The organism is Arthrobacter sp. Y3221159 (assembly GCF_059089885.1).
Genome location: NZ_JBNHFC010000007.1, coordinates 134,443 through 155,810, shown reverse-complemented (window position 1 = coordinate 155,810; position 21,368 = coordinate 134,443). Strand labels below are relative to the sequence as shown.

20 protein-coding genes and 3 tRNA genes are annotated in these 21,368 nt (G+C 66.3%); 18 read left to right on the top strand and 5 right to left on the bottom strand.

What is annotated here, in order from left to right; genetic code table 11:
• Nucleotide 1: 1 nt before the first annotated feature.
• On the top strand, nucleotides 2-1,036 hold the full coding sequence (locus AC5RT3_RS09445; protein WP_494051522.1) for a GNAT family N-acetyltransferase: 1,035 nt from the start codon (nucleotides 2-4) through the stop codon (nucleotides 1,034-1,036).
• 169 nt (nucleotides 1,037-1,205) lie between these two features.
• On the opposite strand, the gene AC5RT3_RS09440 is transcribed toward AC5RT3_RS09445, so the two are convergent.
• A complete protein-coding gene (locus tag AC5RT3_RS09440) occupies nucleotides 1,206-1,985 on the bottom strand; it encodes an alpha/beta hydrolase (protein WP_494051523.1) in 780 nt (259 codons plus the stop codon).
• A gap of 54 nt (nucleotides 1,986-2,039) precedes the next feature.
• Between AC5RT3_RS09440 and AC5RT3_RS09435 the strand changes: the two genes are divergently transcribed.
• From AC5RT3_RS09435 to AC5RT3_RS09410, 6 genes are all read left to right on the top strand, one after another.
• Nucleotides 2,040-3,584 (top strand): YibE/F family protein, encoded by a 1,545-nt coding sequence (locus AC5RT3_RS09435; RefSeq protein ID WP_494051524.1) that lies wholly within the window; start codon nucleotides 2,040-2,042, stop codon nucleotides 3,582-3,584.
• Between the two features lie 54 nt (nucleotides 3,585-3,638).
• On the top strand, nucleotides 3,639-4,820 hold the full coding sequence (gene dusB, locus AC5RT3_RS09430) for a tRNA dihydrouridine synthase DusB (protein ID WP_494051525.1): 1,182 nt from the start codon (nucleotides 3,639-3,641) through the stop codon (nucleotides 4,818-4,820).
• A 22-nt stretch (nucleotides 4,821-4,842) separates the two neighbouring features.
• Complete coding sequence (locus AC5RT3_RS09425; protein WP_494051617.1) at nucleotides 4,843-6,129, top strand: deoxyguanosinetriphosphate triphosphohydrolase; 1,287 nt, start codon at nucleotides 4,843-4,845, stop codon at nucleotides 6,127-6,129.
• An 82-nt stretch (nucleotides 6,130-6,211) separates the two neighbouring features.
• Nucleotides 6,212-8,137: a DNA primase gene (dnaG, locus tag AC5RT3_RS09420; protein ID WP_494051526.1), complete on the top strand. Its 1,926-nt coding sequence runs from the start codon at nucleotides 6,212-6,214 to the stop codon at nucleotides 8,135-8,137.
• 77 nt (nucleotides 8,138-8,214) lie between these two features.
• A tRNA-Asn gene (locus tag AC5RT3_RS09415) sits at nucleotides 8,215-8,287 on the top strand.
• Nucleotides 8,288-8,433: 146 nt separating this feature from the next.
• Nucleotides 8,434-8,506, top strand: a tRNA-Asn gene (locus AC5RT3_RS09410).
• Between the two features lie 54 nt (nucleotides 8,507-8,560).
• Here the strand turns inward: AC5RT3_RS09410 and AC5RT3_RS09405 are convergent.
• The 3 genes from AC5RT3_RS09405 to AC5RT3_RS09395 all read right to left on the bottom strand — a co-directional run bounded on the left by AC5RT3_RS09405 (nucleotide 8,561) and on the right by AC5RT3_RS09395 (nucleotide 10,552).
• Nucleotides 8,561-8,968, bottom strand: a complete 408-nt coding sequence (locus AC5RT3_RS09405) for a hypothetical protein (protein WP_494010500.1) — start codon at nucleotides 8,966-8,968, stop codon at nucleotides 8,561-8,563.
• A gap of 74 nt (nucleotides 8,969-9,042) precedes the next feature.
• A complete protein-coding gene (locus AC5RT3_RS09400) occupies nucleotides 9,043-9,270 on the bottom strand; it encodes a hypothetical protein (RefSeq protein WP_494051527.1) in 228 nt (75 codons plus the stop codon).
• A gap of 58 nt (nucleotides 9,271-9,328) precedes the next feature.
• Nucleotides 9,329-10,552: a multidrug effflux MFS transporter gene (locus AC5RT3_RS09395; protein ID WP_494051528.1), complete on the bottom strand. Its 1,224-nt coding sequence runs from the start codon at nucleotides 10,550-10,552 to the stop codon at nucleotides 9,329-9,331.
• 174 nt (nucleotides 10,553-10,726) lie between these two features.
• On the opposite strand from AC5RT3_RS09395, the gene AC5RT3_RS09390 reads away from it, so the two are divergent.
• The 6 genes from AC5RT3_RS09390 (at nucleotide 10,727) to AC5RT3_RS09365 (ending at nucleotide 15,984) form a co-directional block, all read left to right on the top strand.
• Nucleotides 10,727-11,581, top strand: a complete 855-nt coding sequence (locus AC5RT3_RS09390) for a phage holin family protein (protein WP_494051529.1) — start codon at nucleotides 10,727-10,729, stop codon at nucleotides 11,579-11,581.
• An 88-nt stretch (nucleotides 11,582-11,669) separates the two neighbouring features.
• The gene (locus AC5RT3_RS09385; protein ID WP_494051530.1) at nucleotides 11,670-12,293 is read left to right on the top strand and encodes a CDP-alcohol phosphatidyltransferase family protein; all 624 of its coding nucleotides are present in this window, start codon (nucleotides 11,670-11,672) and stop codon (nucleotides 12,291-12,293) included.
• Nucleotides 12,293-13,201, top strand: coding sequence for a DMT family transporter (locus tag AC5RT3_RS09380; protein ID WP_494051531.1), 909 nt, complete (start codon nucleotides 12,293-12,295; stop codon nucleotides 13,199-13,201). The genes AC5RT3_RS09385 and AC5RT3_RS09380 overlap by 1 nt, the downstream gene beginning before the upstream one ends.
• Before the next feature lie 110 nt (nucleotides 13,202-13,311).
• Complete coding sequence (locus AC5RT3_RS09375) at nucleotides 13,312-14,508, top strand: glycosyltransferase (RefSeq protein WP_494010494.1); 1,197 nt, start codon at nucleotides 13,312-13,314, stop codon at nucleotides 14,506-14,508.
• A gap of 73 nt (nucleotides 14,509-14,581) precedes the next feature.
• Nucleotides 14,582-14,655 (top strand) — tRNA-Ile (locus AC5RT3_RS09370).
• A gap of 138 nt (nucleotides 14,656-14,793) precedes the next feature.
• Nucleotides 14,794-15,984, top strand: coding sequence for an acyl-CoA dehydrogenase family protein (locus tag AC5RT3_RS09365; protein WP_494124020.1), 1,191 nt, complete (start codon nucleotides 14,794-14,796; stop codon nucleotides 15,982-15,984).
• Between the two features lie 45 nt (nucleotides 15,985-16,029).
• On the opposite strand, the gene AC5RT3_RS09360 is transcribed toward AC5RT3_RS09365, so the two are convergent.
• A complete protein-coding gene (locus AC5RT3_RS09360; protein WP_494051533.1) occupies nucleotides 16,030-16,620 on the bottom strand; it encodes a M23 family metallopeptidase in 591 nt (196 codons plus the stop codon).
• 450 nt (nucleotides 16,621-17,070) lie between these two features.
• Here AC5RT3_RS09360 and rpsB point away from each other — a divergent pair, with 450 nt between their 5' ends.
• The 5 genes from rpsB to AC5RT3_RS09335 all read left to right on the top strand — a co-directional run bounded on the left by rpsB (nucleotide 17,071) and on the right by AC5RT3_RS09335 (nucleotide 21,366).
• The gene (gene rpsB, locus AC5RT3_RS09355) at nucleotides 17,071-17,922 is read left to right on the top strand and encodes a 30S ribosomal protein S2 (protein WP_009357887.1); all 852 of its coding nucleotides are present in this window, start codon (nucleotides 17,071-17,073) and stop codon (nucleotides 17,920-17,922) included.
• A gap of 127 nt (nucleotides 17,923-18,049) precedes the next feature.
• A complete protein-coding gene (gene tsf / locus AC5RT3_RS09350; RefSeq protein ID WP_142044739.1) occupies nucleotides 18,050-18,886 on the top strand; it encodes a translation elongation factor Ts in 837 nt (278 codons plus the stop codon).
• Between the two features lie 134 nt (nucleotides 18,887-19,020).
• Entirely contained in the window at nucleotides 19,021-19,758 is a 738-nt protein-coding gene (gene pyrH, locus AC5RT3_RS09345; protein WP_009357885.1) for a UMP kinase, read from the top strand.
• A 127-nt stretch (nucleotides 19,759-19,885) separates the two neighbouring features.
• Complete coding sequence (gene frr, locus AC5RT3_RS09340) at nucleotides 19,886-20,443, top strand: ribosome recycling factor (protein ID WP_009357884.1); 558 nt, start codon at nucleotides 19,886-19,888, stop codon at nucleotides 20,441-20,443.
• Nucleotides 20,443-21,366, top strand: coding sequence for a phosphatidate cytidylyltransferase (locus AC5RT3_RS09335; RefSeq protein ID WP_494124019.1), 924 nt, complete (start codon nucleotides 20,443-20,445; stop codon nucleotides 21,364-21,366). The genes frr and AC5RT3_RS09335 overlap by 1 nt, the downstream gene beginning before the upstream one ends.
• Nucleotides 21,367-21,368 lie beyond the last annotated feature (2 nt).

Here is a 21,368-nt window from a genome sequence, read left to right as displayed (position 1 = left end):
CATGGCCATCGAATACCGCGAATGGCGTGAGGGCGACGACCTGGCGCTTCTGGAGATCTGGGGTGGCCCGGAGACTGCCCAGGCCCGCCAGTTCCGCGGCGCCCTGGCGGTCTCCTCCAACGGGGGCGGCGGCACCCCGTGGCGCCGCTGCATCGTGGCCGAGGACGTTCTTGACGGCGTCGGCATTCCCGTGGCGGCAGGAGTCGTCTACGAAGCCTCGCTGCACCCCGAGCGGCTGTGGACCTACATCGAGGTGGCGCGGTACCACCGGCGCTCCGGCATCGGTGCCAGCCTGCTGGCCATGCTGCGGCGGGAAGCCGAACACGCGCCGTCGGGCGTGACGAAGCTGCGCGCCAAGGTGGAGCCCGGCACCGCCGGCGCCGCCTTCGCGGAGGCCGCCGGGCTGTCGCCCATCCAGCGGTCCCGGCTGGTCATCGTGGAGCCTGGCGCCCTCCGGCTTCCCGTCTTTCCGGAGAAGGACTACGGCGGGCGGCCGGTCAGCGGCGAAAACGCCGGCTCGGACGTGGTGATGGACCTGGCCACCGGATCCGTGGAACTGACGGACGTCGTGGGCAGGTACTACACGTCCATCCACGGCTGGGACCCGCCTGGCGTGCTGTCCGTGGGGCAGGTGCAGAAACTGTTCCTGGACGAGCTCACCGGCGCCCACGGCGCCATCGTGCTGCGGGCACAGCCGGAGTCGGCTTTCGGTGCGGGCGTGGCGCCCGGTAAGAAGGGCCGGATCCGGGCCTTCGCCGTGAGCTATGCGGCGCCCGCCACGCCGGAACCCGGCCAGGAATCCGAGCCGGCATCAGCCGATGCTCCCACCGACGTATTCGTGGGCCATGAGCCGGCCCTCGATGCCGGTGACGCCGCCGAGGCGGTGCGCGACATCCTTGCGCTGATCGCGTACCAGCACCCGGTCATGCTGGAACTGGACGACTCCATGACGGCCCTGCGGGCCGCCGTCGAACCCCTCCTGGAGAGTGGGAAGGCGCGCCTCGCAGCGGCCGAAACCCTCGTCGTCTCGGACTGACGGCGTGGCACCGGGTGCGCGCCTCCCCAAGTAAGTAGCGCCAACGGAAAGTCTGGGATGCACCCGTCCACGCCGGCCTGGAGCAGGCGCCGCAGCAGCAGGGTTTCGTGCTGGAGGTTCCTTCGGATGGGTCCGGGCAACCGTCAGGCTGCTGGTTCCGGGACAGGGTTCAGAGGGTGACCTGTACCGACGATTCCGGCAGCAGTTGGGTGAAGGCGCGGGACGGCCGGACATCCGCGCCGGTGCCCTCACTGAAGGACTTGATGACGAAACCGGTGGCAAGGGTCTGCCAGAGGCGGACTTTCCGGAGCATGAAATGCCCTGCTCCCTGCAGTGCCACGTACTGCATGCTGGCCGCTTCCGCGGAGGCCCGCCGCGCAAACGCCAGCGATTGGGAAGGACTGGTCCAGCGGTCGTTGGTGCCGTGCACAATCAGGACCTTCCTGCCGGCCACGTTGGCCACCGGAGTCTGCGGGGTGAGCCAAGGCGCCAGGGCCACCACGGATTCCACCTGCGGATGGTCCGCCGCGCAGACGGCCGTCAGTCCGCCCATTGAGTGGCCCAGAAGGAAGATGGGCACGCCAGGATGCTGCTCCTCGATCTGCCGCAGCGCCCAGCGGGCGTCCTGCAGCGGAGCCATGTCCGGCCCGTTCCAACCGCGGACGCTGTTCCGCAGCGACCACACCGCCAGGCCGTGTTTCCGTCCCGCCCGGTGCAGGTGCCTGGCGAACGGCACCATCCGCGCCGGACTCAGGTGCCGCGCTTCCACCGGTTCCCGGCTGTGGGATTTTCCGCCGTGCAGCACCAGGGCAACGCCCCGGGTGGGTGCGGATGCTTCCAGGACACCCAGCACGGCCTGGTGGACGGGCTCGGGAACGCTTCCGGACGCCTGCCCGCTGGTGTCATCGGTGCTTCGGTTGGCCACTCCTGGTACCTCCCACTGATCCATTTATCAACCCTACGGCGCCGGACGTAGAGTTCAACGTATGAGGTTTCACTGCTGATGGGCGCCGGCCACTCCCACGCTTCTCCAGGTCATTCGGAGCCGACGCCGGAGGCGATGGCTGCCCGGCGGAAAGCCAACCGGATCCTGGCGGCGGTGTTGATTCCCATCACCCTGCTGACCCTTGCGGGCATGGCGATGCTCTGGCCGTCGGGAAGCAAGGAAGGCATCTCGCTGGCCAATCCGTACTCGGCAGCGCCCGGCGTGACGTTCGACACCGGCACCATCCAGAGCGTGGTGACGGAGAACTGCATGCAGGGGGCGGCCCAGCAGGGCCAACAACAGCAAGGCCAGGCGCAGCAGCAGAATCCGGGGCAGCAGGGCTCGGACTGCACCTTCGCCTTCACTGAGCCGGACAAGGGCGGAAGTCCGGTCAAGGTGGTCATCAATCCGGATATCGCCAAGTCGCACGGGGTCAAGGCGGGGGACCAGATCCGCTACCTGAATCTGTCCAACGCACAGGGCGCGGCGTCCTCGCAGGGTGCGCCCGCTTACATCTTCGTGGACTTCGTCCGCACCCTGCCCATTGTCCTGCTGGCCCTGCTCTACGCGGTGGTGGTCATCGCCGTCGCCCGCTGGCGGGGGCTGCGGGCCCTGGTCGGGCTGGTGGGCGCGTACTTCGTGCTGGCCAGCTTCATGCTCCCGGGCCTGGTGGAAGGCAAGCCCCCGCTGCTGCTCGCGCTGGTGGGGTCCACGGTGATCATGATCGGGGTACTCTACTTCGCCCACGGATTCTCGGCCCGGACGTCCACGGCCTTACTGGGGACCATCTTCGGGCTGGGCATCACGGCGCTGCTGGCGGCCTGGGCTACGAATGCGGCCAACCTGGCCGGGGTGGGCAACCACGACGCCACCACCCTGGTGAACACGTCGTCCAATATCTCCATCACCGGAGTGATCCTGTGCGGGCTCATCATCTCTGGCCTGGGCGTGCTCAACGACGTGACCATCACCCAGTCATCCGCCGTGTGGGAGCTCTATGAACTGGCACCCGCCAGCAGCGCACGCAAGCTGTTCACCTCCGCCATGAGGATCGGCCGCGACCACATCGCTTCCACGGTGTACACCATCGCGTTCGCCTACGCGGGGGCGGCGCTGCCCATCCTCATCATCGTGATGCTGTACGACCGGCCGCTGGGGGAGACGCTCACCAGCGCCGAACTTTCCGAGGAAGTGATCCGCACCCTGGTTGGCTCCATCGGCCTTGTCCTGGCCATCCCGGTCACCACGCTGATCGCCGTCCTGGTGGTCAAGGCGACCGGCGTCCATCCGGCCGCGCCCGCCGTCGCAACAACCGGACCCGCGGTGCCGGGACCGGGGGCAGCCGATGCCGGCCGGCAGCTTGGGGACGAGGTGGACGACACCGGATCGCTCGCAGCCGCGGCACTGGAACGGCGGTCCAGCCGCGCCGCCGGCGGTGCGGAGAGTCCAGGCACTCCGGACAGTGCGGGAACCCCCGACAGCGCGGGAACCCCCGACAGCGCCGGCAGCACCGGCGGGATGCCGCAAACCCGGCGCGGCCGGCGGGCGGCTGACCGGGGCTGACGGCGGCTCAAGGCCGCGGGGAGCCGATTTGCCCGCCTTTGCAACAATGGAAAGGTGACTGTTGCAGCAACTCCTCCCGCTCCCAAGCTGGAACTCCCGCCCCTGAAGCTGGGTCCCATCACCGTGGACACGCCGGTGATCCTGGCGCCCATGGCCGGCATCACCAACTCCGCCTTCCGTAGGCTCTGCCGTGAGTACGGCGGCGGCATGTACGTGGCGGAGATGGTCACCTCCCGCGCGCTGGTTGAGCGGACCCCCGAGTCCCTCCGGATCATCTCCCACGACGACGACGAGAAGGTCCGTTCGGTCCAGCTGTACGGCGTGGACCCGGTCACCGTGGGCGCCGCCGTGCGGATGCTGGTGGAGGAGGACCGTGCCGACCACATTGACCTGAACTTCGGCTGCCCCGTCCCGAAGGTCACCAGGCGCGGCGGCGGTTCGGCGCTGCCGTGGAAGATCGACCTCTTCACTTCGATCGTGCAGACCGCCGTGAAGGAAGCCGCCAAGGGCAACATCCCGCTGACCATCAAGATGCGCAAAGGCATCGATGACGACCACCTCACCTACCTCGACGCCGGCCGGATTGCCCGCGATTCCGGCGTCACTGCCGTCGCGCTGCACGGCCGTACCGCGGCGCAGTTCTATTCCGGGCAGGCTGACTGGTCCGCCATCGCCCGACTCCGCGAGGCCCTGCCGGACATCCCCGTGCTGGGCAACGGGGACATCTGGTCCGCCGAGGACGCCGTACGGATGGTCCGTGAAACCGGCGTGGACGGTGTGGTGGTGGGCCGCGGCTGCCAGGGCCGGCCGTGGCTGTTCGGCGACCTGCAGGCCGCGTTCGAGGGCAGCGACGAGCGCCACCGGCCCAACCTGCGCCAGGTGGCCGACGGCGTGTACCGCCACGCGCAGCTGATGATCGAAACCTTCGGCGGCGATGAGTACAAGGCCCTCCGGGAGATCCGGAAGCATATGGCCTGGTACTTCAAGGGGTACCCGGTGGGCGGGGACCTGCGGGCCAAGCTCGCCACGGTGCCGACGCTTGAGGTCCTGCGCTCGCTCCTGGATGAGCTGGACCCCGAGGTGCCCTACCCCGGCGTCGATTCCGAGGGCCCGCGTGGCCGCGCAGGGTCACCGAAGAAGCCGGCGCTGCCCAAGGACTGGCTGGACTCCCGGGCGCTCAACGACGCGCAGTCGAAGGACATTGCCGCCGCGGAGCTGGACGTTTCCGGTGGCTGAAACTCCCTTGGCTGAGACTCCAATGGCCGGTCCGGCCGCCGCGTTGGCCCGCGCCGCCTACAACGCCGACGATTCCGCCCGCTGGGTGGAAGAACCGCCGAAGAGCACGTACCGCTCCGACTTCGAGCGCGACCGTGCGCGCGTCCTGCATTCCTCCGCACTGCGCCGGCTGGGGGCCAAGACGCAAGTGGTGGCACCGGACACCGACGACTTTGTTCGGACCCGCCTGACGCACAGCCTGGAAGTGGCCCAGGTGGGACGCGAATTGGGCCGTGCCCTGGGCTGCGATCCGGACGTGGTGGATACCGCCTGCCTGAGCCACGACCTGGGCCACCCGCCGTTCGGGCACAACGGGGAGTCGGCGCTGAACGAGGTGGCGCACGCCATCGGCGGCTTCGAGGGCAACGCCCAGACCCTGCGGCTCCTGACCCGCCTCGAGCCCAAGGTGCTGACCGCGGATGGCCAGCCGGCCGGGCTGAACCTCACCCGGGCCAGCCTGGACGCGGCTGCCAAGTACCCGTGGTCCGCGCTGGAAGCCCCGGTCATCCACGGCCAGCGCACCAGCAAGTTCGGCGCCTACGAGGACGACCTTCCCATCTTCAACTGGATCCGCCAGGGCGCCCCCGAGCGCCGCTCCTGCCTGGAAGCGCAGGTCATGGACCTCGCGGACGACATCTCCTATTCCGTCCACGACGTGGAGGACGCCATCGTGGCCGGGCACTTCCAGCTGCGGTGGATGGACAACCCGGACCACCGCGCCCGCGTGGTGGGTTACGCCAAGCAGTGGTACTTGCCGCACAACGACCCCGCGGCCATTGACGCCGCTCTGGCCCGCCTCGAGGCTACGGACGTGTGGGTCCGGGAGGCGGACGGCAGCCGCAAATCCATGGCTGCCCTGAAGAACATGACCAGCCAGCTGATCGGCCGGTTTTGCCAGAGCGCGCTGGAAACCACCCGTGCCGTGTACGGACCGGGGAGGTTGACCCGCTACGAAGCCGAGCTCATGGTCCCGGACGAAACGGTCATGGAGATCGCCGTCATGAAGGGCCTGGCCACCACCTTCGTGATGACCACGGAGCACCGGCAGCCCATCTACGAGCGGCAGCGCGAGGTGCTGCACGCCCTCGTCACCGCGCTGAGCGCCACCGGGGACCGGCACCTGGAACCGATGTTCGCGGCCGACTGGCGGGACGCAGCCGACGACGGCGCCCGGCTCCGCGTCGTAATCGACCAGGTGGCGTCCCTGACGGACGGTTCGGCACTGGCCATGTACGAGCGCCTGGTGGGGAGCCTGCCGTCCCTGTGGTGATGAACGCCGTGATGATGAATGCCGTGGTGACGAACGTCATGACCTGCCAGCCGCCGTCGTACCCCAACACTAGGATTAGTCTGTGGCCGGCCTGATCAAACGCGAAGATATTGACGAAGTACGCCAGCGCACGGACATCAAGGAAGTCGTTGACGGCTACGTAACGCTTAAAGGCGCCGGGCTGGGGACCTTCAAAGGCCTGTGCCCGTTCCATGATGAGCGCTCGCCGTCGTTCACTGTCCGGCCCCAGGTGGGCCGCTACCACTGCTTCGGCTGCGGCGAGGACGGCGACGTCATTGCCTTCGTCCAGAAGCAGGACCACAGCTCGTTCCAGGAGGCCGTCGAGAAACTCGCGGCCCGCATCGGCTACGAGCTGCGGTACGAGGACGGCGGCACCGGCCCCAACCGGGAGGAAGTGGGCCGCCGGCAGCGGCTGCTGGACGCCCACAAGATCGCGGACGAATTCTTCCGCGCCCAGCTGCTGACTCCAGGGGCGGCGGAGGCGCGGACCTTCCTGCACGGCCGCGGCTTTGACCGCGCGGCGGCGGAGCATTTCGGCTGCGGCTACGCGCCGCAAGGCTGGGACGCGCTCCTCAAGCACCTCCGCGGGCGTGGCTTCACGGACGCCGAACTGAAGCTCACCGGCATGTTTTCCGAAGGCAACCGGGGTATTTACGACCGTTTCCGCGGCCGCCTCATCTGGCCCATCCGGGACATCGCCGGGGACACCATCGGCTTCGGCGCGCGCAAACTCTACGAGGACGACCAGGGCCCCAAGTACCTCAACACCCCGGAAACGGCGCTGTACAAGAAGTCCCAGGTCCTCTACGGCATCGACCTCGGCAAACGAAGCATCGCGAAGGACCGCCAGCTGGTGGTAGTCGAGGGCTACACCGATGTCATGGCCTGCCACCTGGCAGGAATCACGACGGCGGTGGCCACCTGCGGCACCGCGTTCGGCACCGAACACATCAAGATTGCCCGCCGGCTGCTGTCCGATGACGGCACCGGGGGAGAGGTGATCTTCTGCTTCGACGGCGACGCCGCGGGCCAGAAGGCCGCGCTGCGGGCGTTCGAGGAGGACCAGCGCTTCACTGCCCAGACCTACGTGGCTGTGGAGCCCACCGGCGCCGACCCCTGCGACCTGCGCCAAAGCAAGGGCGATGAGGCGGTGCACGCCCTGGTGCAGTCCCGCCGGCCGCTGTTCGAATTCGCCATCCGCGCCACGCTGAAGCAGTTCAACCTGGACACGGTGGAAGGCCGGGTGCAGGGCCTGAAGGCCTCCGTGCCCGTGGTGGCGGCCATCCGCGACGCGTCCACCCGCACCGGCTACTGCCAGGCGCTCACGGGCTGGCTGGGCATGCCTGACCCGAACGAGGTGCTGCGGCTGGTGAATGCAGCGGTTAAGCGCGGAGACACCGGACGCCCGCCCGCACCCGGTTCCCAGCCCCAGGGCCAGCAGCCGGCCCCCGCTCCGGCCGGCGGGCCGGGCGTGGCAGCGGGTCCGTCGACGGGAGCCGTGCCGTCCTTCCACCGGCCGGACCCCCGCGACCCCGTGGCCTCCATGGAGCGCCAGGCACTCGAGGTGGCCCTCCAGATGCCGTCCCTGCTGGAAGGAGGCGTGTGGGACCGGTTCGCTGCTGCCAGGTTCGCCACCCCGGCTTTCCAGGCCGTCCACGACGCCATGCGTGCCACCGGGCCGGGCCTGGTGGTGGATCCCGTGCGGTGGGTGGAGCACGTGATGCACGAGGTGCCGGAACCGCTGCGGCCGCTGGTATCCGAGCTGGCTGTGGTGCCGCTGCCCGCGAGCACGGAGGAAGCGGTGCAGAAGTACTGCCGGGACATCCTGTCCCGCCTGTTCGAGCTGCAGATCACCCGGGTCAAGGCGGACAAGATGGGCCAGTTGCAGCGGCTGGACCCGGCAGCGGATCCGGAAACCTACCAGCGGCTCAACCGGGAACTGCTGATGCTGGAAATGGAGCGCCGGGCGCTGCGTGCCGAGGCGTAGCCTGGCCCGCACGGCAGGGCCCGGTTCCCCGATTTCGTTTCCCGGGCAGGTCTTTGCTAGGCTAATACCCGCTTCATTCCTCCTTAGCTCAATTGGCAGAGCATTCGACTGTTAATCGAAGGGTTGCTGGTTCAAGTCCAGCAGGAGGAGCTTCCAATCCCCGTTCCGGTCTTCCGGAGCGGGGATTTTTGTTGTCCGGCGGGGCTGCTGTGCGTCCGGGGGCAACCCCTTTTGCCGCGGAAATCAGCCGATTTCACTTTCGCCGGACACCTTTGCTAATGTCGTACCTGCTTCATTCCTCCTTAGCTCAATTGGCAGAGCATTCGACTGTTAATCGAAGGGTTGCTGGTTCAAGTCCAGCAGGAGGAGCTTCACCAAAAAGTCCCCGTCCTTCCAGCTGGAAGGACGGGGACTTTTCCATGTTCAGACGAAATCCATTTCCACCTGCAGGAACCGCTCGGCCTCGGCGATGGCGGCCTCGAAGGCTTCCTTTTCCGTAGGGGACCGGCGCGGCTGCCGCGGGCTCCATTCATGCGAGGCCGAGTGGATCCGGACGAATCCGGTGTCCGGCGGCGCGTAGAAGATCCCGAACCGCTGCACGGGCCATTCCGGGGAGGTTTCCGGGGCCACCAGCAGGGCCGCCTTGAACGCGGGGTTGAACCATTGGGCAATCGGCCGGCGCCGGTCCTCGGTAAAGAGGCCGGCCGCGTACAGTGCAGCCGACTGCTGTCCCATCTGGGCGCGCAGCCGCTCCCACCACAATGGCAGAATCCCGGCGTCGCACCGTTGCCATGTGGCCGGAAGTGGCGGTTGATCCTGCCAGCTGGGCACGGACACATTTTATCGCGGGAGGGGCGCAGCGGGGGCAGATTCCGGAGACAAGGGCAGGCCAGGCGACTCCCGGGCTAAGGCCGGTCCCGGTCCTGGTCCTGATCCTGGTCCCGGTCCCGGTCCTGGCCCCGGCGCCAAGGGCCCGGGTTCACGCGGTACAGCAGCGCCGCGCCCGCCACAGCGCCCAGCGCGATGCCCATGGCGGGGTTGCCCAGGGCACGCCCTGCGAAATAGCCCACGACGGCGCCCAGCACCGTGCCGAGGAAGAGCCCGCGTCCGTTGCGCTGGGGCTTGCGGGTCATGGCTTCTTCCCTCCGGGTGCTTGCCGGGGCTGGTCAGTGGAACAGTCCATGGAGTGCATCAGTGGATTGACGGGACCGTGCGCGGGCGGACCACCAGCCAGAGGGCCGCGATGGCCAGCAGGATGCAGCCTGCCTGGACTGCCCCCATGGGCGCGGCGCTGGTGATGCCAAGCCAGCCCACCACCGGCGAAATGAGGCCGGCGATCATGAAGGTGGCTGCACCCAGGAGGGACGCCGCAGTGCCTGCCTGGGAGGCATGGCCGGCCAGGGCAAGGACCTGGACGCAGGGGAACATGAATCCGGTGCCCATGATGTAGAACCACAGCGGGACCATGACGCCCCACAGGCCAAAGCCCAGCTGGTCGAACAGCACGATCAGCATGGCCATGAAGAACAGCCAGGCCGTGGCCCCGGCCATGATCCACTGCGGGGGAACCCGGCGGATCAGACGCGAGCTGGTTTGCACTCCGGCCACGATGCCCAGGGAGTTGATGCCGAACAGCAGGCCGTACTCCTGGGCCGAGAACCCGAACACGTCCTGGAACAGGAAGGGCGAGGCGGAGAGGTACGTGAAGAGTCCGCCAAAATTAAGCCCCGCCACCATGAGCAGGCCCACGAAGATCCGGTCGCTGAAGAGCACGCGGTAACGCTGCCGGACGGTCATGCCGCTCTGGCCGCGCTTCTCCCGGGGGAGGGTCTCGCGGACAAGGAACAGGGCGGCGACAATGACCACGGTGCCGTAGGAGGCAAGGAACACGAAGATCCCGGGCCACTCCATCACCAGCAGCAGTTGCGATCCGATGACCGGTGCGAGGATCGGCGCCAGGCCGTTGACCAGGCTCATCCGGGAGAACATCCGCACCATCGCATACCCGGAGAAGAGGTCACGCACCATGGCCATCGCAACCACGCCGCCACCGGCAGCGCCGACGCCCATCAGTACCCGGAAGATGCCCAGCGTGGTGATGTCCGTGGACAGGGCCGCCCCCAGTGACGCGGCGATGTGCAGGGCCGTGGCCAGGATCAGCGGATACCTGCGGCCGAACTTGTCGCTGAACGGGCCCACCACCAGTTGCCCGAAGGCAAAGCCCACGGTTGTCCCGGCCAGGGTCAGCTGGACCTGAGCCTCGGTAACCCCAAGGCTCGCCTCCAGGGCGGGAAACGCCGGCAGGTAGAGGTCGATCGTGAACGGACCCAGGGCCGTCAGCGCACCGAGAAGGAGGATGTACAGAAGCTTCCGGCGTCGGCTCAGCAAATCACCCGGATTGGAGGGAGTGGTCACGGATGTCAATCCTAGGCCCGGCGGGCCGGGATTTTCAGCGTTGTAGGCCGCGCCGTCCGGCAAGCCCCGAAGTTCGCCCTGAACCTGAATGGTAGTTTTGTGCCGGGGACTGTGCCGAGCACTTTCCTGCAGGATACGGAAGCCGGATCGAACAAAACCAGTAAGGCGGAACCGATGAGCGGACGTCACAGCGGGGGCACCAGCCCCGGATTGCGCATCACCGCGCTGCCCAGGACGCTAAAACTCCTCTTCCGGCTGGCCCCGCGCCAGCTGAACGACGAGATCGCCTTCGCCAAGTTCGAACTTAAGCGCAAGGGCGTCCAGGTGGGCGTCGCTGCCGCCTTCTTCGCCGTGGCACTGGTCTTCCTGGCATTCCTGCTGATTGGGCTCATCGTTGCGGCCATCATGGGACTGGCCACCATCATGCCCGCCTGGCTGGCCGCTTTGCTGGTATCCGCGGCGTTCATGCTGATAGCGCTCATCGGCGGCCTGATCGGCCTGCGCAAGTTCAAGAAGGCCATGCCCCTGCTTCCGGAAGAAACCATCCGGGGCATTAGGCACGACGTCGGCGTCGCCAGGGAAGGTTCCGCCTTCAACGCCGCCGTCCTCGACCCGGACAGCCCCGAGGCAAAAGCTGCCAAGGCTGCCAAGGAGCAGGCGGCCGCCAAGGCCAAGGCCGAGAAGGCGGCAAAGGCGGCCGAGCACGACAAGGAATTCCCGCACGCTTCCGAACCGGAGCTGGCGCGCCGCCTCAACCAGCGCCGCCACCACCTCACCGAGGTCCGCGACGAGCTCGGCAGCGAACTGGACGTCAAGACGCAGGCGCAGTACCTGCTCGCCGCAGCCCAGGGCAAGGTCCGGGAGGGCCAGGCACTCGCCCTTCGCGCGAAGGATTCCGCCGGTGAAAGGCTGGCCGCGCTCTCCGGTTCCACCGGGGGACTGCAAAATCGCTGGAAGCCGCTGGCGGCACTGGCGGCCGCGGGGACGGTCCTGCTGGTCCTGCTCCGGAAACTGATCCGGACGTACTAGCAGCCGGCCCACCGGCCATTGACCGCCGGCGCGCTTGCCGGCCACGACAAGACCGCGCCAACCAGGCGCAGGAAGGGAAGGGGGACGGGTGAAATTTATCGGTGCCGGCGCCCGTCCCGGACGCCCCCAGGTGGACCATGACGTGGTCTTCACCATCCCCAACCTGCTCACAGTGGTGCGGTTCATGGGCGTTCCGCTTTTCATCTGGCTGGTCCTGGCACAAAAGGAATACGGCGCCGGAGTAGTTGTCCTCGCCGTCATGGCAAGCACCGACTGGATCGATGGCTACATCGCCCGCCGCTTCGACCAGGCTTCGAAGCTGGGCCGTGTCCTGGACCCCATCGCCGACCGGCTTGCCCTGATCGCCGTAGCGGTCACGCTGGTGATTGCCGGCGTCGTGCATTGGCTCTACCTCGCCGCGCTGGTGGTTCCGGACGCCGTCCTGCTGGTCCTGACGCTCTCGTTCTTCGGCGGCCACCCCGACCTTCCGGTCAGCGTGGTGGGCAAAGTGCGGACCGGGCTGCTGCTCCTGGGGACGCCGATGCTGGTTCTTTCAAAGCTGGATACCGGATTTTCGTACGGGTTGTTCGTGGCCGCCTGGATTGTGCTGGGCCTCGGTCTGATCGGCCACTGGATCGCGGCCTACAACTACTTTTGGGCCATCCTGCGGAAAGGCAGAAGGCAGCAGCATCACGACGGCGGGACCACCTGATGGTCTGGGTGGCCGTTCTGCTTGCACTGCTTGGAGCCTTTTGCCTCGCCCTGGGTGCCCAGCGGCAGGGAAGCGCCGTCAAGGCAGACACCGGGGGGTTGGCACTCAGCTCGAACAGCTTCCTCCGCCTGCTCAGGAACCCGCGGTGGGTGTTCGGCCTCCTGCTGCTGTGCGCTGGCATGGCCATGAACGCAGTGGCGCTCGTGTCCGCCCCGCTCACTGTCGTCCAGCCAATTGGCGCCATCGCCCTCGTCATCACAACCATCATCAATGCCAAGGACCAAGACCTCACCATCAACCGGGCAACGGTAGTGGCCATTGCCGCTTGCGTGACCGGGTCTGCGCTCTTTGTCCTCCTGGCGGTCACCGTCACCCAGGAAACCCACCATGTGAGCCTCGACGCCGAACTCACCATCGTGCTGTTGCTGGCCCTCGCCGTTGGACTCTTCGGCACATTGGCCGTCATGTTCAAGCACCGGATAAACGCTTTCGTCTATATCCTCGGTGCCGGCGTCCTCTTTGGATTCGTGGCCGTCCTCACCCGCATCATCGGCAAACACCTTTTGGACCCCAACGGGTTGTTCCTGCTGAACGTGCAGTGGTATTCGGTAGTGGCCCTCATCGCCGCAGGAGGGCTGGGGTCATGGTTTGTCCAAAGCGCCTACTCCTCGGGTCCGCCAGACCTCGTTATCGCGGGCCTCACAGTGATCGATCCTCTCGTGGGGATAGCCATCGGGATCGTCATCCTCGGCGAACTCCGGCCCGATGTGCATGCCGTTATGGCGATTGCCATGGGAACCGCAGCTTCCCTTGCTATCGTTGGGGTTATCGCCCTTTCCCGCCACCATCCCGAGGTCACCAAGCGCAAGAAGGACGCGCGGAAGACCGCGGGCAGGCCCTCCCACTAGCCCGTTCCACTACAGATCCAGCAAAGTCCACGAAGCCGGGCAGAACCACGCCGGGCCAGCCGTGCTGCCAGTCATCGCTGTCCGCACCGTGACCATCAGGAGTTTTCCACGTGACCACGCCAGCCGACCAGCCGCCACTGACCATCCTGATCGCCGCGGACACCTATCCGCCCCACGTCAATGGCGCAGCCCAGTTCGGCTATCGCCTGGCCAAGGGCATGACCGGCCGGGGCCACAACGTGCACGTGCTGGCCTGCCGGGACGGCAAGGGGAAGAGCTTCACGGAGTTCCGTGAGGAGGCGACGGTGCACCGGCTCCGCTCCCACGCCGCCCCCACCCATGAATACTTTCGCATCTGCTTCCCCTGGGAAATCAAAAAGGAAATCAGCCTGCTGTTCGACCGCGTGAAGCCGGACGTGGTCCATATCCAGAGCCACTACATGATCGGCGAGCACGTTCTGTACGAGGCCGTGAAGCGCGGTGTGCGGATCGTGGCCACCAACCACTTCATGCCGGAAAACCTCAACCCGTTCCTGCCATTCCCGCAGTGGTTCAAGGACATCATCGGCCGCATCTCCTGGAAGGACATGGGCAAGGTGATGGGCCAGGCGGACGTGATTACCACCCCCACGCCGCTCGCGGCCAAGGCCATGCACGAGCATGCTTTCCTTCGCAAGGTCCTGCCGCTGTCCAACGGCATCGACTCCGCCGCCTACGAGCTGCAGCCGGGCGAGCTGATCGAGCCGCACCCGCACCCCACCGTGATGTTCGCCGGCCGGCTCGCGGAGGAAAAACACGTCGACGTCCTCATCCGGGCCATCGGCAAGACCCCGCCGGAGCTGAACGTGCACCTGGAGATCGTGGGCGGCGGCGAAGTACGGACCGCACTGGAGGAACTGGTGCAGCGGCTGGGCCTGGGCAGCCGGGTGAAGTTCCTGGGCCTGGTCAGCGACGAGGACCTGCGGAAGGCCTATATCAAGGCAGATCTTTTCTGCATGCCGGGCACTGCCGAGCTGCAGTCGCTGGTGACCCTCGAGGCCATGTCCGCCTCCACCCCGGTGGTGTTGGCGGACGCCATGGCGCTGCCGCACTTGGTGCGCGACGGCGAAAACGGCTACCTCTTCACCCCCAATGACAGCGATGACCTGGCCAAGAAGATCACCCAGATCCTCCAGCTGCCCAAGGACCAGCAGGAGGCCATGGGCAGGGCAAGCCGGGCGATGGTGGAACCGCACAGCATCCAGGGCACCCTGCAGACCTTCGAAGACCTCTACCGTGGCGCGGGTTACGAGGACAAGGTGGTCTAAAACCCCTTCCGGGTTTTGCTAGAGTGTTTTTGCCCTGCCGCCGCAGTTCGTTTTCGCTGTGGCCGGGCGGCACGGGGCTATAGCTCAGCTGGTTAGAGCGCGGGACTCATAATCCTAAGGTCCTCGGTTCAAGTCCGAGTAGCCCTACTCCTGAAACCGCGGCCGACGATTCTCGTCAGCCGCGGTTTCCTTTGTTAAGCGCCTGATGTGCGGTATGTTACTGACCAGTAACTTACTCCTCTCCGCTGTGGAGAGTACCGGCCGCTGAACACCTGGAGGGCAACCATGTCCACGCCTGCTGCAGACCCCTTTGACCTTCCCTACGCCGACGGCGACTTCTACGCCTTTGAGCAGCTGCTCACCGCCAAGGAGCAGGACCGGCTGGCTGAAGTCCGGGACTTCCTGGCGCGGGAAGTGCGGCCCATCGCCGTGGACTTCTGGAACCGTGGCGAGTTCCCGATGAACCTCATTCCCAAGCTCGCCGAGCTTGACCTGGTCAGCCCGGTCCGGCGGCAGGGCTGCTCCAACCTGTTCGCCGGCCTGCTCCATGCCGAAGTAACACGCGCCGATGCCTCTATCGCCACCTTCATGGGCGTTCACGACGGGCTGTTTACCGGGTCCATCGAAACCCTCGCCTCGCAGGAGCAGAAGGACGCGTGGCTTCCCGATATTTACGCCCTGAAGAAGATCGGAGCTTTCGGGCTCACCGAGCCGCTGGGCGGAAGTGACGTTGCCGGCGGTACACGGACCATCGCGCGGCGGGACGGCGCCAACTGGATCCTCAACGGGGCCAAGCGCTGGATCGGCAACGCCACCTTCTCCGACTGGGTCGTCGTGTATGCGCGCGACGTGGACGACAACCAGGTCAAGGGCTTCCTGGTGGATACCGCACTCCCAGGTTTCAGCGCGGAAAAGATTGAGAACAAGATCTCCCTCCGCACCGTCCAAAACGCCGACATCACCCTGGACAACGTGGTGGTGCCCGGCTTCTTCAAGCTGGAGCACGCCAACAGTTTCCGCGACGTCAACAAAGTCCTCAAAGTCACCCGCCTCGGTGTCGCCTGGCAGGCGGTGGGCCAGCAGGTGGCCACCTTCGATGTTGCCCGGCGCTACGCGGTAGAGCGGCATCAGTTTGGCCGGCCGCTGGCGTCCTTCCAGCTGGTGCAGAGCCAGCTGGTCACGATTCTGGGCAACGCCGTCAGCTCCATGGGAATGATGGTGCGGCTCTCGCAGCTCGAAGACGCCGGGATGGCCAGGGACGAGCAGTCCGCCTTGGCCAAGGCCTTCACCACCGAGCGGATGCGGGACAGCGCGGCCATCGGCCGGAGCATCCTGGGCGGCAACGGCATCGTGACGGACTACGGGATGGCGAAGATCTTTGCCGACGCCGAGGCCATCTACTCCTACGAGGGAACCGCCGAAATCAACACCCTGGTCACCGGGCGGGCCATCACCGGCATCTCGGCCATTGTTTGACCGACTGTCTTCTGTCTCCGGTCGCCGTTGTGCGACCTCGCTTCGCTAGGGTGGGCCGCCCAGTGGCAGGAGGATGGAAGGCCTCAGGTCCATGACGAACTGCAGGGGATTGACGTAATCATCGCCCCGACGCACGCCCCAATGGATGCAGGCTGCAGTTCCGCAATGGCCGGGAAGTGCCGTGCCTACAACCTGGCCGGCGCCGACTGCGGCCCCGGCCGCGAGGGTGCTCTCAACCGGTTCGAAGCTGCTCCGCAGTCCGTTCCCGTGGTCGATGGTGATCACGGGGCGGTCAACCACGACGCCCACGAAGCTGACCGTGCCGGCTGCCGGAGAGGTAACCGCCACACCGTCATGCGCTGCCGCGAGGTCCACGCCCCGGTGCCCGCTCAGCCATGGCTTCGGTGGAGGATCGAAATCCCGCAGCACCCGCGGCCGTGGCGCAAGCGGCCACTGCCAGGAGGGTGCCGCAACATCGGGGCCAATGTCCTCGGCCGTCGTCGTCCCCGCAGTCGTCTCCGCAGTCGTCCCCGCCGGGGCCGAAAGGGGAGCGGGGCCGAACGGCGGGGGTTGTGCTGCGGACCCCACCGAAGCGGGAAGCATCAGCAGTGCGGCCAGGAGAAGCTGGGGTTTCATGGGGCCAGCATGCGCCCGGAAAAGCGGGGCCGGCAGGCATGGCGGGACCTATGTGGATAAGCCGTTCCTGCCGGCCGGTGCTGTCCGGCGGAAGCGGGTCCCTGTAGTACACTTGGTGGAGCAGTTTGCTGCGCCCTCAACGCTTCCCGTACCAGTGGATCACCCCTGCGGTGCATTTGCCTGTCCGGATTGCGTCGGCACGCCCCATTCAGGAGTGTGGGGGAGCGGCAGCTGACTACGCGCATCCAGCCCTCCACAAGGTGAAAGCTCCAGCCCAGCCTTCAGAGGATCATGCCTCCTTCGGTCCGTGCCCTACAGCGCGGATGGGAAGCGTGATGGATGCCAGGAGCACGGCCCAACCCCGGGCCACGCTAAATCAACCGTCAACTATTGGCAGGGTAAGAAGCCTGAGGGCTCTCTCATGAATGACCTGCCGGAAGGAGCGTCGGCATGCCCGTCGTAACCATGCGCCAGCTGCTTGACAGCGGCGTCCACTTTGGACACCAGACCCGCCGTTGGAACCCGAAGATGAAGCGCTTCATCTTCACCGAGCGCAACGGCATCTACATCATCGACCTGCAGCAGTCGCTGTCCTACATCGACCGCGCCTACGAGTTCGTCAAGGCCACTGTGGCCCACGGCGGCACCGTGCTCTTCGTCGGCACCAAGAAGCAGGCCCAGGAAGCAATTGCCGAGCAGGCAACCCGCGTTGGCCAGCCCTACGTCAACCAGCGCTGGCTCGGCGGTATGCTGACCAACTTCCAGACCGTCGCCAAGCGCATCCAGCGCATGAAGGAACTCGAAGAGATCGACTTCGACGACGTCGCCGGTTCCGCGTACACCAAGAAGGAGCTGCTGCTCCTCAAGCGCGAACTCACCAAGCTCGAGTCCAACCTCGGCGGTATCCGCAACCTGACCAAGGCACCGTCCCTGCTCTGGGTCGTGGACACCAAGAAGGAACACCTCGCCGTTGACGAGGCCAAGAAGCTGAACATCCCGGTTGTGGCCATCCTGGACACCAACTGCGATCCGGACGAAGTCGACTTCCCGATCCCGGGCAACGACGACGCCATCCGCTCCGTGAACCTCCTGACCCGCGTTGTTGCCGACGCTGTTGCCGAGGGCCTCATCGCCCGCAACAACCGCGGCTCGGGCGCTGCCGAAGCTCCGGAAGAGCCGCTGGCCGAGTGGGAGCGCGAACTCCTGGAAGGCAGCAAGGCCGAAGAGGCTGCTGCCCCTGCTGCGGCAGAAGAAGCTGAAGCTCCGGCTGCTGCCGAAGCTCCCGCCGACGACGCCAAGTAAGACAACTAAATCCGGATTCTCCGCGCTGCCTGCAGCCGGAGCTGCTGACAGGATGGCCGCCCATGAAGATGGGCAGCCGTCCTGTCGGTCCGTACACCACAACAAATTTCTAGACAGAGGGGTTCACATGGCGAACTACACTGCCGCGGACATCAAGGCCCTGCGCGAGCGCACCGGCGCCGGCATGATGGACGTCAAGAAGGCTCTTGACGAAGCCAACGGCGACGCCGAGAAGGCCATCGAAATCATCCGCATCAAGGGCCTCAAGGGCGCCACCAAGCGTGAAGGCCGCTCCACCGCCGAAGGCCTCGTGGCTGCCAAGGTCAGCAACGGCGTCGGCGTCATGATCGAGGTCAACTGCGAGACCGACTTCGTTGCCAAGGCTGACAAGTTCATCCAGCTGGCTGACAAGGTCCTGGCCGTTGCCGTCGAGTCCGGCGCTGCCGACCTGGAGACCCTGCTCGCCACCGAGGTCGATGGCAAGCCGCTGTCCGAGGTCGTCGTCGAAGAAGGCGCTGTCCTGGGCGAGAAGGTTGTTGTCCGCCGCATCTCCCGCGTTGAGGGTGCCACGGTTGACGCTTACCTGCACAAGACCTCCAAGGACCTGCCCGCCCAGGTTGGCGTGCTGTTCGCAGTCGACGGTGAAGGCGAAGCCGCTGCCACCGCCGCCCACGACGTTGCCGTGCACATCGCCGCGATGGCCCCGAACTACCTGACCCGCGACGACGTTCCGTCCGAGTTGGTGGAGTCCGAGCGCCGCATCGCCGAAGAAACCGCCAAGGCCGAAGGCAAGCCCGAAGCCGCCCTCACCAAGATCGTGGAAGGCCGCGTGACCGGCTTCTACAAGGGCGAGGTCCTGGTTGACCAGGCATTCGCGAAGGACGCCAAGAAGTCCGTGGCACAGGTCCTCGAAGAGGCCGGTGTCAAGGGAACCGCGTTCACGCGTTTCCGCGTCGGCTCCTAGTCGAAACTGCAAGGGGGTGGCCACTTCGGTGGCCGCCCCTTTTGCATGCACGCGATCTGTGCGAACCGCCGCCGGTATCGACCTTTGGTACCGGCAGGATAACCTTTTTTCAGAGTCATCAACGGGAAGGCATCATGGAAGCCGTCAACACTGTAATCCAGCCAGAGAAAAGCAGGCGCCGGGTCCTCCTGAAGCTTTCCGGCGAGGTCTTCGGCGGCGGGAAACTGGGCGTCGACCCCGAAACCGTCCGCGACGTCGCCAAGCAGATCGCGGCGGCCGTTCCCGAGGTTGAAGTGGCCATCGTGGTTGGTGGCGGCAACTTCTTCCGCGGCGCCGAACTGTCCCAGAGCGGCATGGACCGCTCCCGGGCCGACTACATGGGCATGCTGGGAACCGTCATGAACTGCCTGGCCCTCCAGGACTTCCTGGAACAGGCCGGCGTGGAGACCCGTGTCCAGAGCGCCATCACCATGGGCCAGGTGGCCGAGGCCTACATTCCCCGCCGCGCCATCCGGCACATGGAAAAGGGCCGCGTGGTGATCTTCGGCGCCGGAGCGGGCCTGCCCTACTTCTCCACCGATACCGTTGCCGCGCAGCGTGCGCTCGAGGTCCACGCCGACGTCGTCCTGATGGCCAAGAGCGGAGTGGACGCCGTATACACGGCCGATCCCAAGAAGGACCCCTCTGCCGAGCGGCTTGAAACGCTCAGCTACGACGATGCGCTCCGCCGCGACATCCGTGTCATGGACCAGACGGCCATGACCATGTGCAAGGACAACAACCTCTCCATGGTGGTGTTCGGCATGGAAGGTGAAGGCAACGTCACCCGCGCCATCCTCGGCGAAAAGCTGGGCACGCTGGTCACTGCCTAGCTGCGGCTAGGATGATTTCAGGACAGTTCCGCCCCCCGCCTTCCAGAGCGGGGGACGGAAACAGCAACCGAGAACCACGTGCACGGAGCCGGCGCCCCGGACTGCACCACAACCGTCAGGAGAGACCGTGATAGAAGAAACCTTGCTCGAAGCCGAGGAGAAGATGGACAAGGCTGTAGAAGTGGCCAAGGAAGACTTCGCCGCCGTCCGCACCGGCCGGGCCAACCCGGGACTCTACAACAAGGTCCTGGTGGACTACTACGGTTCCCCCACGCCGCTGCAGCAGCTGGCTTCGTTCGCCATCCCGGACGCACGGACCATCCTGATCACCCCGTTCGACAAGACCGCGATGCGCGATATCGAACGCGCGCTCAGCGATTCCGAGGTAGGAGCCAACCCGTCCAACGACGGCAACGTCATCCGGATCACCATTCCGGAACTGACCAAGGAGCGCCGCAAGGAATACGTCAAGATCGTCAAGACCAAGGGCGAAGACGCCAAGATCTCCATCCGCAACATCCGGCGCAAGGCCAAGGAAACCCTGGACCGGCTGGTCAAGGACGGCGAGGCCGGCGAGGACGAGGGTACCCGCGCCGAGAAGGAACTGGACAGCATCACCAAGGCCCACGTGGATGGCATCGACGAGCTTCTGAAGCGCAAGGAAGCAGAGCTGCTCGAAGTCTAATGGGCCAGGCAGATCAGGCCCCCGCACCACGGGCACGCACACGGGGGAAGCAGCCCAGGAGCAATCCGACGCCGAAGGCCGGCCGCAACCTGCCGGCCGCCGTCGTGGTGGGTCTCGCCATGCTCTTTGCGGTGCTGGGCGGACTCCTGTTCCTCCCGCTCGCCTTCGTTGCCGTCACCACGGCCTTCGCCGTCTTCGGCGTCTGGGAAATCTATCGGGCGCTGGAAGCCAACGGAACCAGGATGCCCATCGTGCCGGTTATGACCGGCACGGTGGCCATGCCGTTCGTGGCCTACTTCGGCGGTATCGAAAGCCTGCTGTTCGGCATGCTGCTCAGTTCTGTCGCCGTGCTCCTGTGGCGGTCCATCGAAAGCGCAGCAGGCTCGGCCAACAGTATCTTTGCCGGCGTCTTCACCCTGGGCTGGGTCCCGTTCTTCATCAGCTTCGCGGCGCTGCCGCTGCACGCCACCGGCGGGGCCTCCCCGCTGGGGTCCTGGCCCGGCGGGACCATTCCCGAAGGGGCGTGGCAGGTGGCGGTGATGCTCCTGCTGGTCGTGTCCAACGACACCTTCGGTTACCTGGTGGGTGCATCCCTGGGGAAACATCCCATGGCGCCCAAGATCAGCCCGAAGAAGTCCTGGGAGGGATTCGCCGGTTCGGTGGGCGGCGCCGTGCTCATCGGCATCCTTGCCTGCTTGTTCATCCTCGACAAGCCCTGGTGGGTGGGGGTGGTGTTGGCGGTCGGTACCGTGGCCGCTTCCACGGCCGGCGACCTCGCCGAATCCATGGTCAAGCGCGAACTGGGCGTCAAGGACATGAGCAGCATCCTGCCCGGGCATGGTGGAGTCATGGACAGGCTCGACTCCATCGTGTTTGCATCCCCTGTTGTCTTTGTCCTTTACGGACTGGTCGCCGGAGCCTGACA

Bases quoted from the DNA above. Each gene is read 5' to 3' on its own strand.
- AC5RT3_RS09400 (WP_494051527.1), bottom strand. From the start codon at position 9,270: ATGACCCGCAAGCCCCAGCGCAACGGACGCGGGCTCTTCCTCGGCACG.
- AC5RT3_RS09360 (WP_494051533.1), bottom strand. From the start codon at position 16,620: ATGAAACCCCAGCTTCTCCTGGCCGCACTGCTGATGCTTCCCGCTTCG.
- rpsB (WP_009357887.1), top strand. From the start codon at position 17,071: ATGCCCGTCGTAACCATGCGCCAGCTGCTTGACAGCGGCGTCCACTTT.
- AC5RT3_RS09365 (WP_494124020.1), top strand. From the start codon at position 14,794: ATGTCCACGCCTGCTGCAGACCCCTTTGACCTTCCCTACGCCGACGGC.
- tsf (WP_142044739.1), top strand. From the start codon at position 18,050: ATGGCGAACTACACTGCCGCGGACATCAAGGCCCTGCGCGAGCGCACC.
- AC5RT3_RS09380 (WP_494051531.1), top strand. From the start codon at position 12,293: ATGGTCTGGGTGGCCGTTCTGCTTGCACTGCTTGGAGCCTTTTGCCTC.
- AC5RT3_RS09390 (WP_494051529.1), top strand. From the start codon at position 10,727: ATGAGCGGACGTCACAGCGGGGGCACCAGCCCCGGATTGCGCATCACC.
- AC5RT3_RS09445 (WP_494051522.1), top strand. From the start codon at position 2: ATGGCCATCGAATACCGCGAATGGCGTGAGGGCGACGACCTGGCGCTT.
- AC5RT3_RS09335 (WP_494124019.1), top strand. From the start codon at position 20,443: ATGGGCCAGGCAGATCAGGCCCCCGCACCACGGGCACGCACACGGGGG.
- AC5RT3_RS09425 (WP_494051617.1), top strand. From the start codon at position 4,843: ATGGCCGGTCCGGCCGCCGCGTTGGCCCGCGCCGCCTACAACGCCGAC.
- AC5RT3_RS09440 (WP_494051523.1), bottom strand. From the start codon at position 1,985: ATGGATCAGTGGGAGGTACCAGGAGTGGCCAACCGAAGCACCGATGAC.
- pyrH (WP_009357885.1), top strand. From the start codon at position 19,021: ATGGAAGCCGTCAACACTGTAATCCAGCCAGAGAAAAGCAGGCGCCGG.
- AC5RT3_RS09435 (WP_494051524.1), top strand. From the start codon at position 2,040: ATGGGCGCCGGCCACTCCCACGCTTCTCCAGGTCATTCGGAGCCGACG.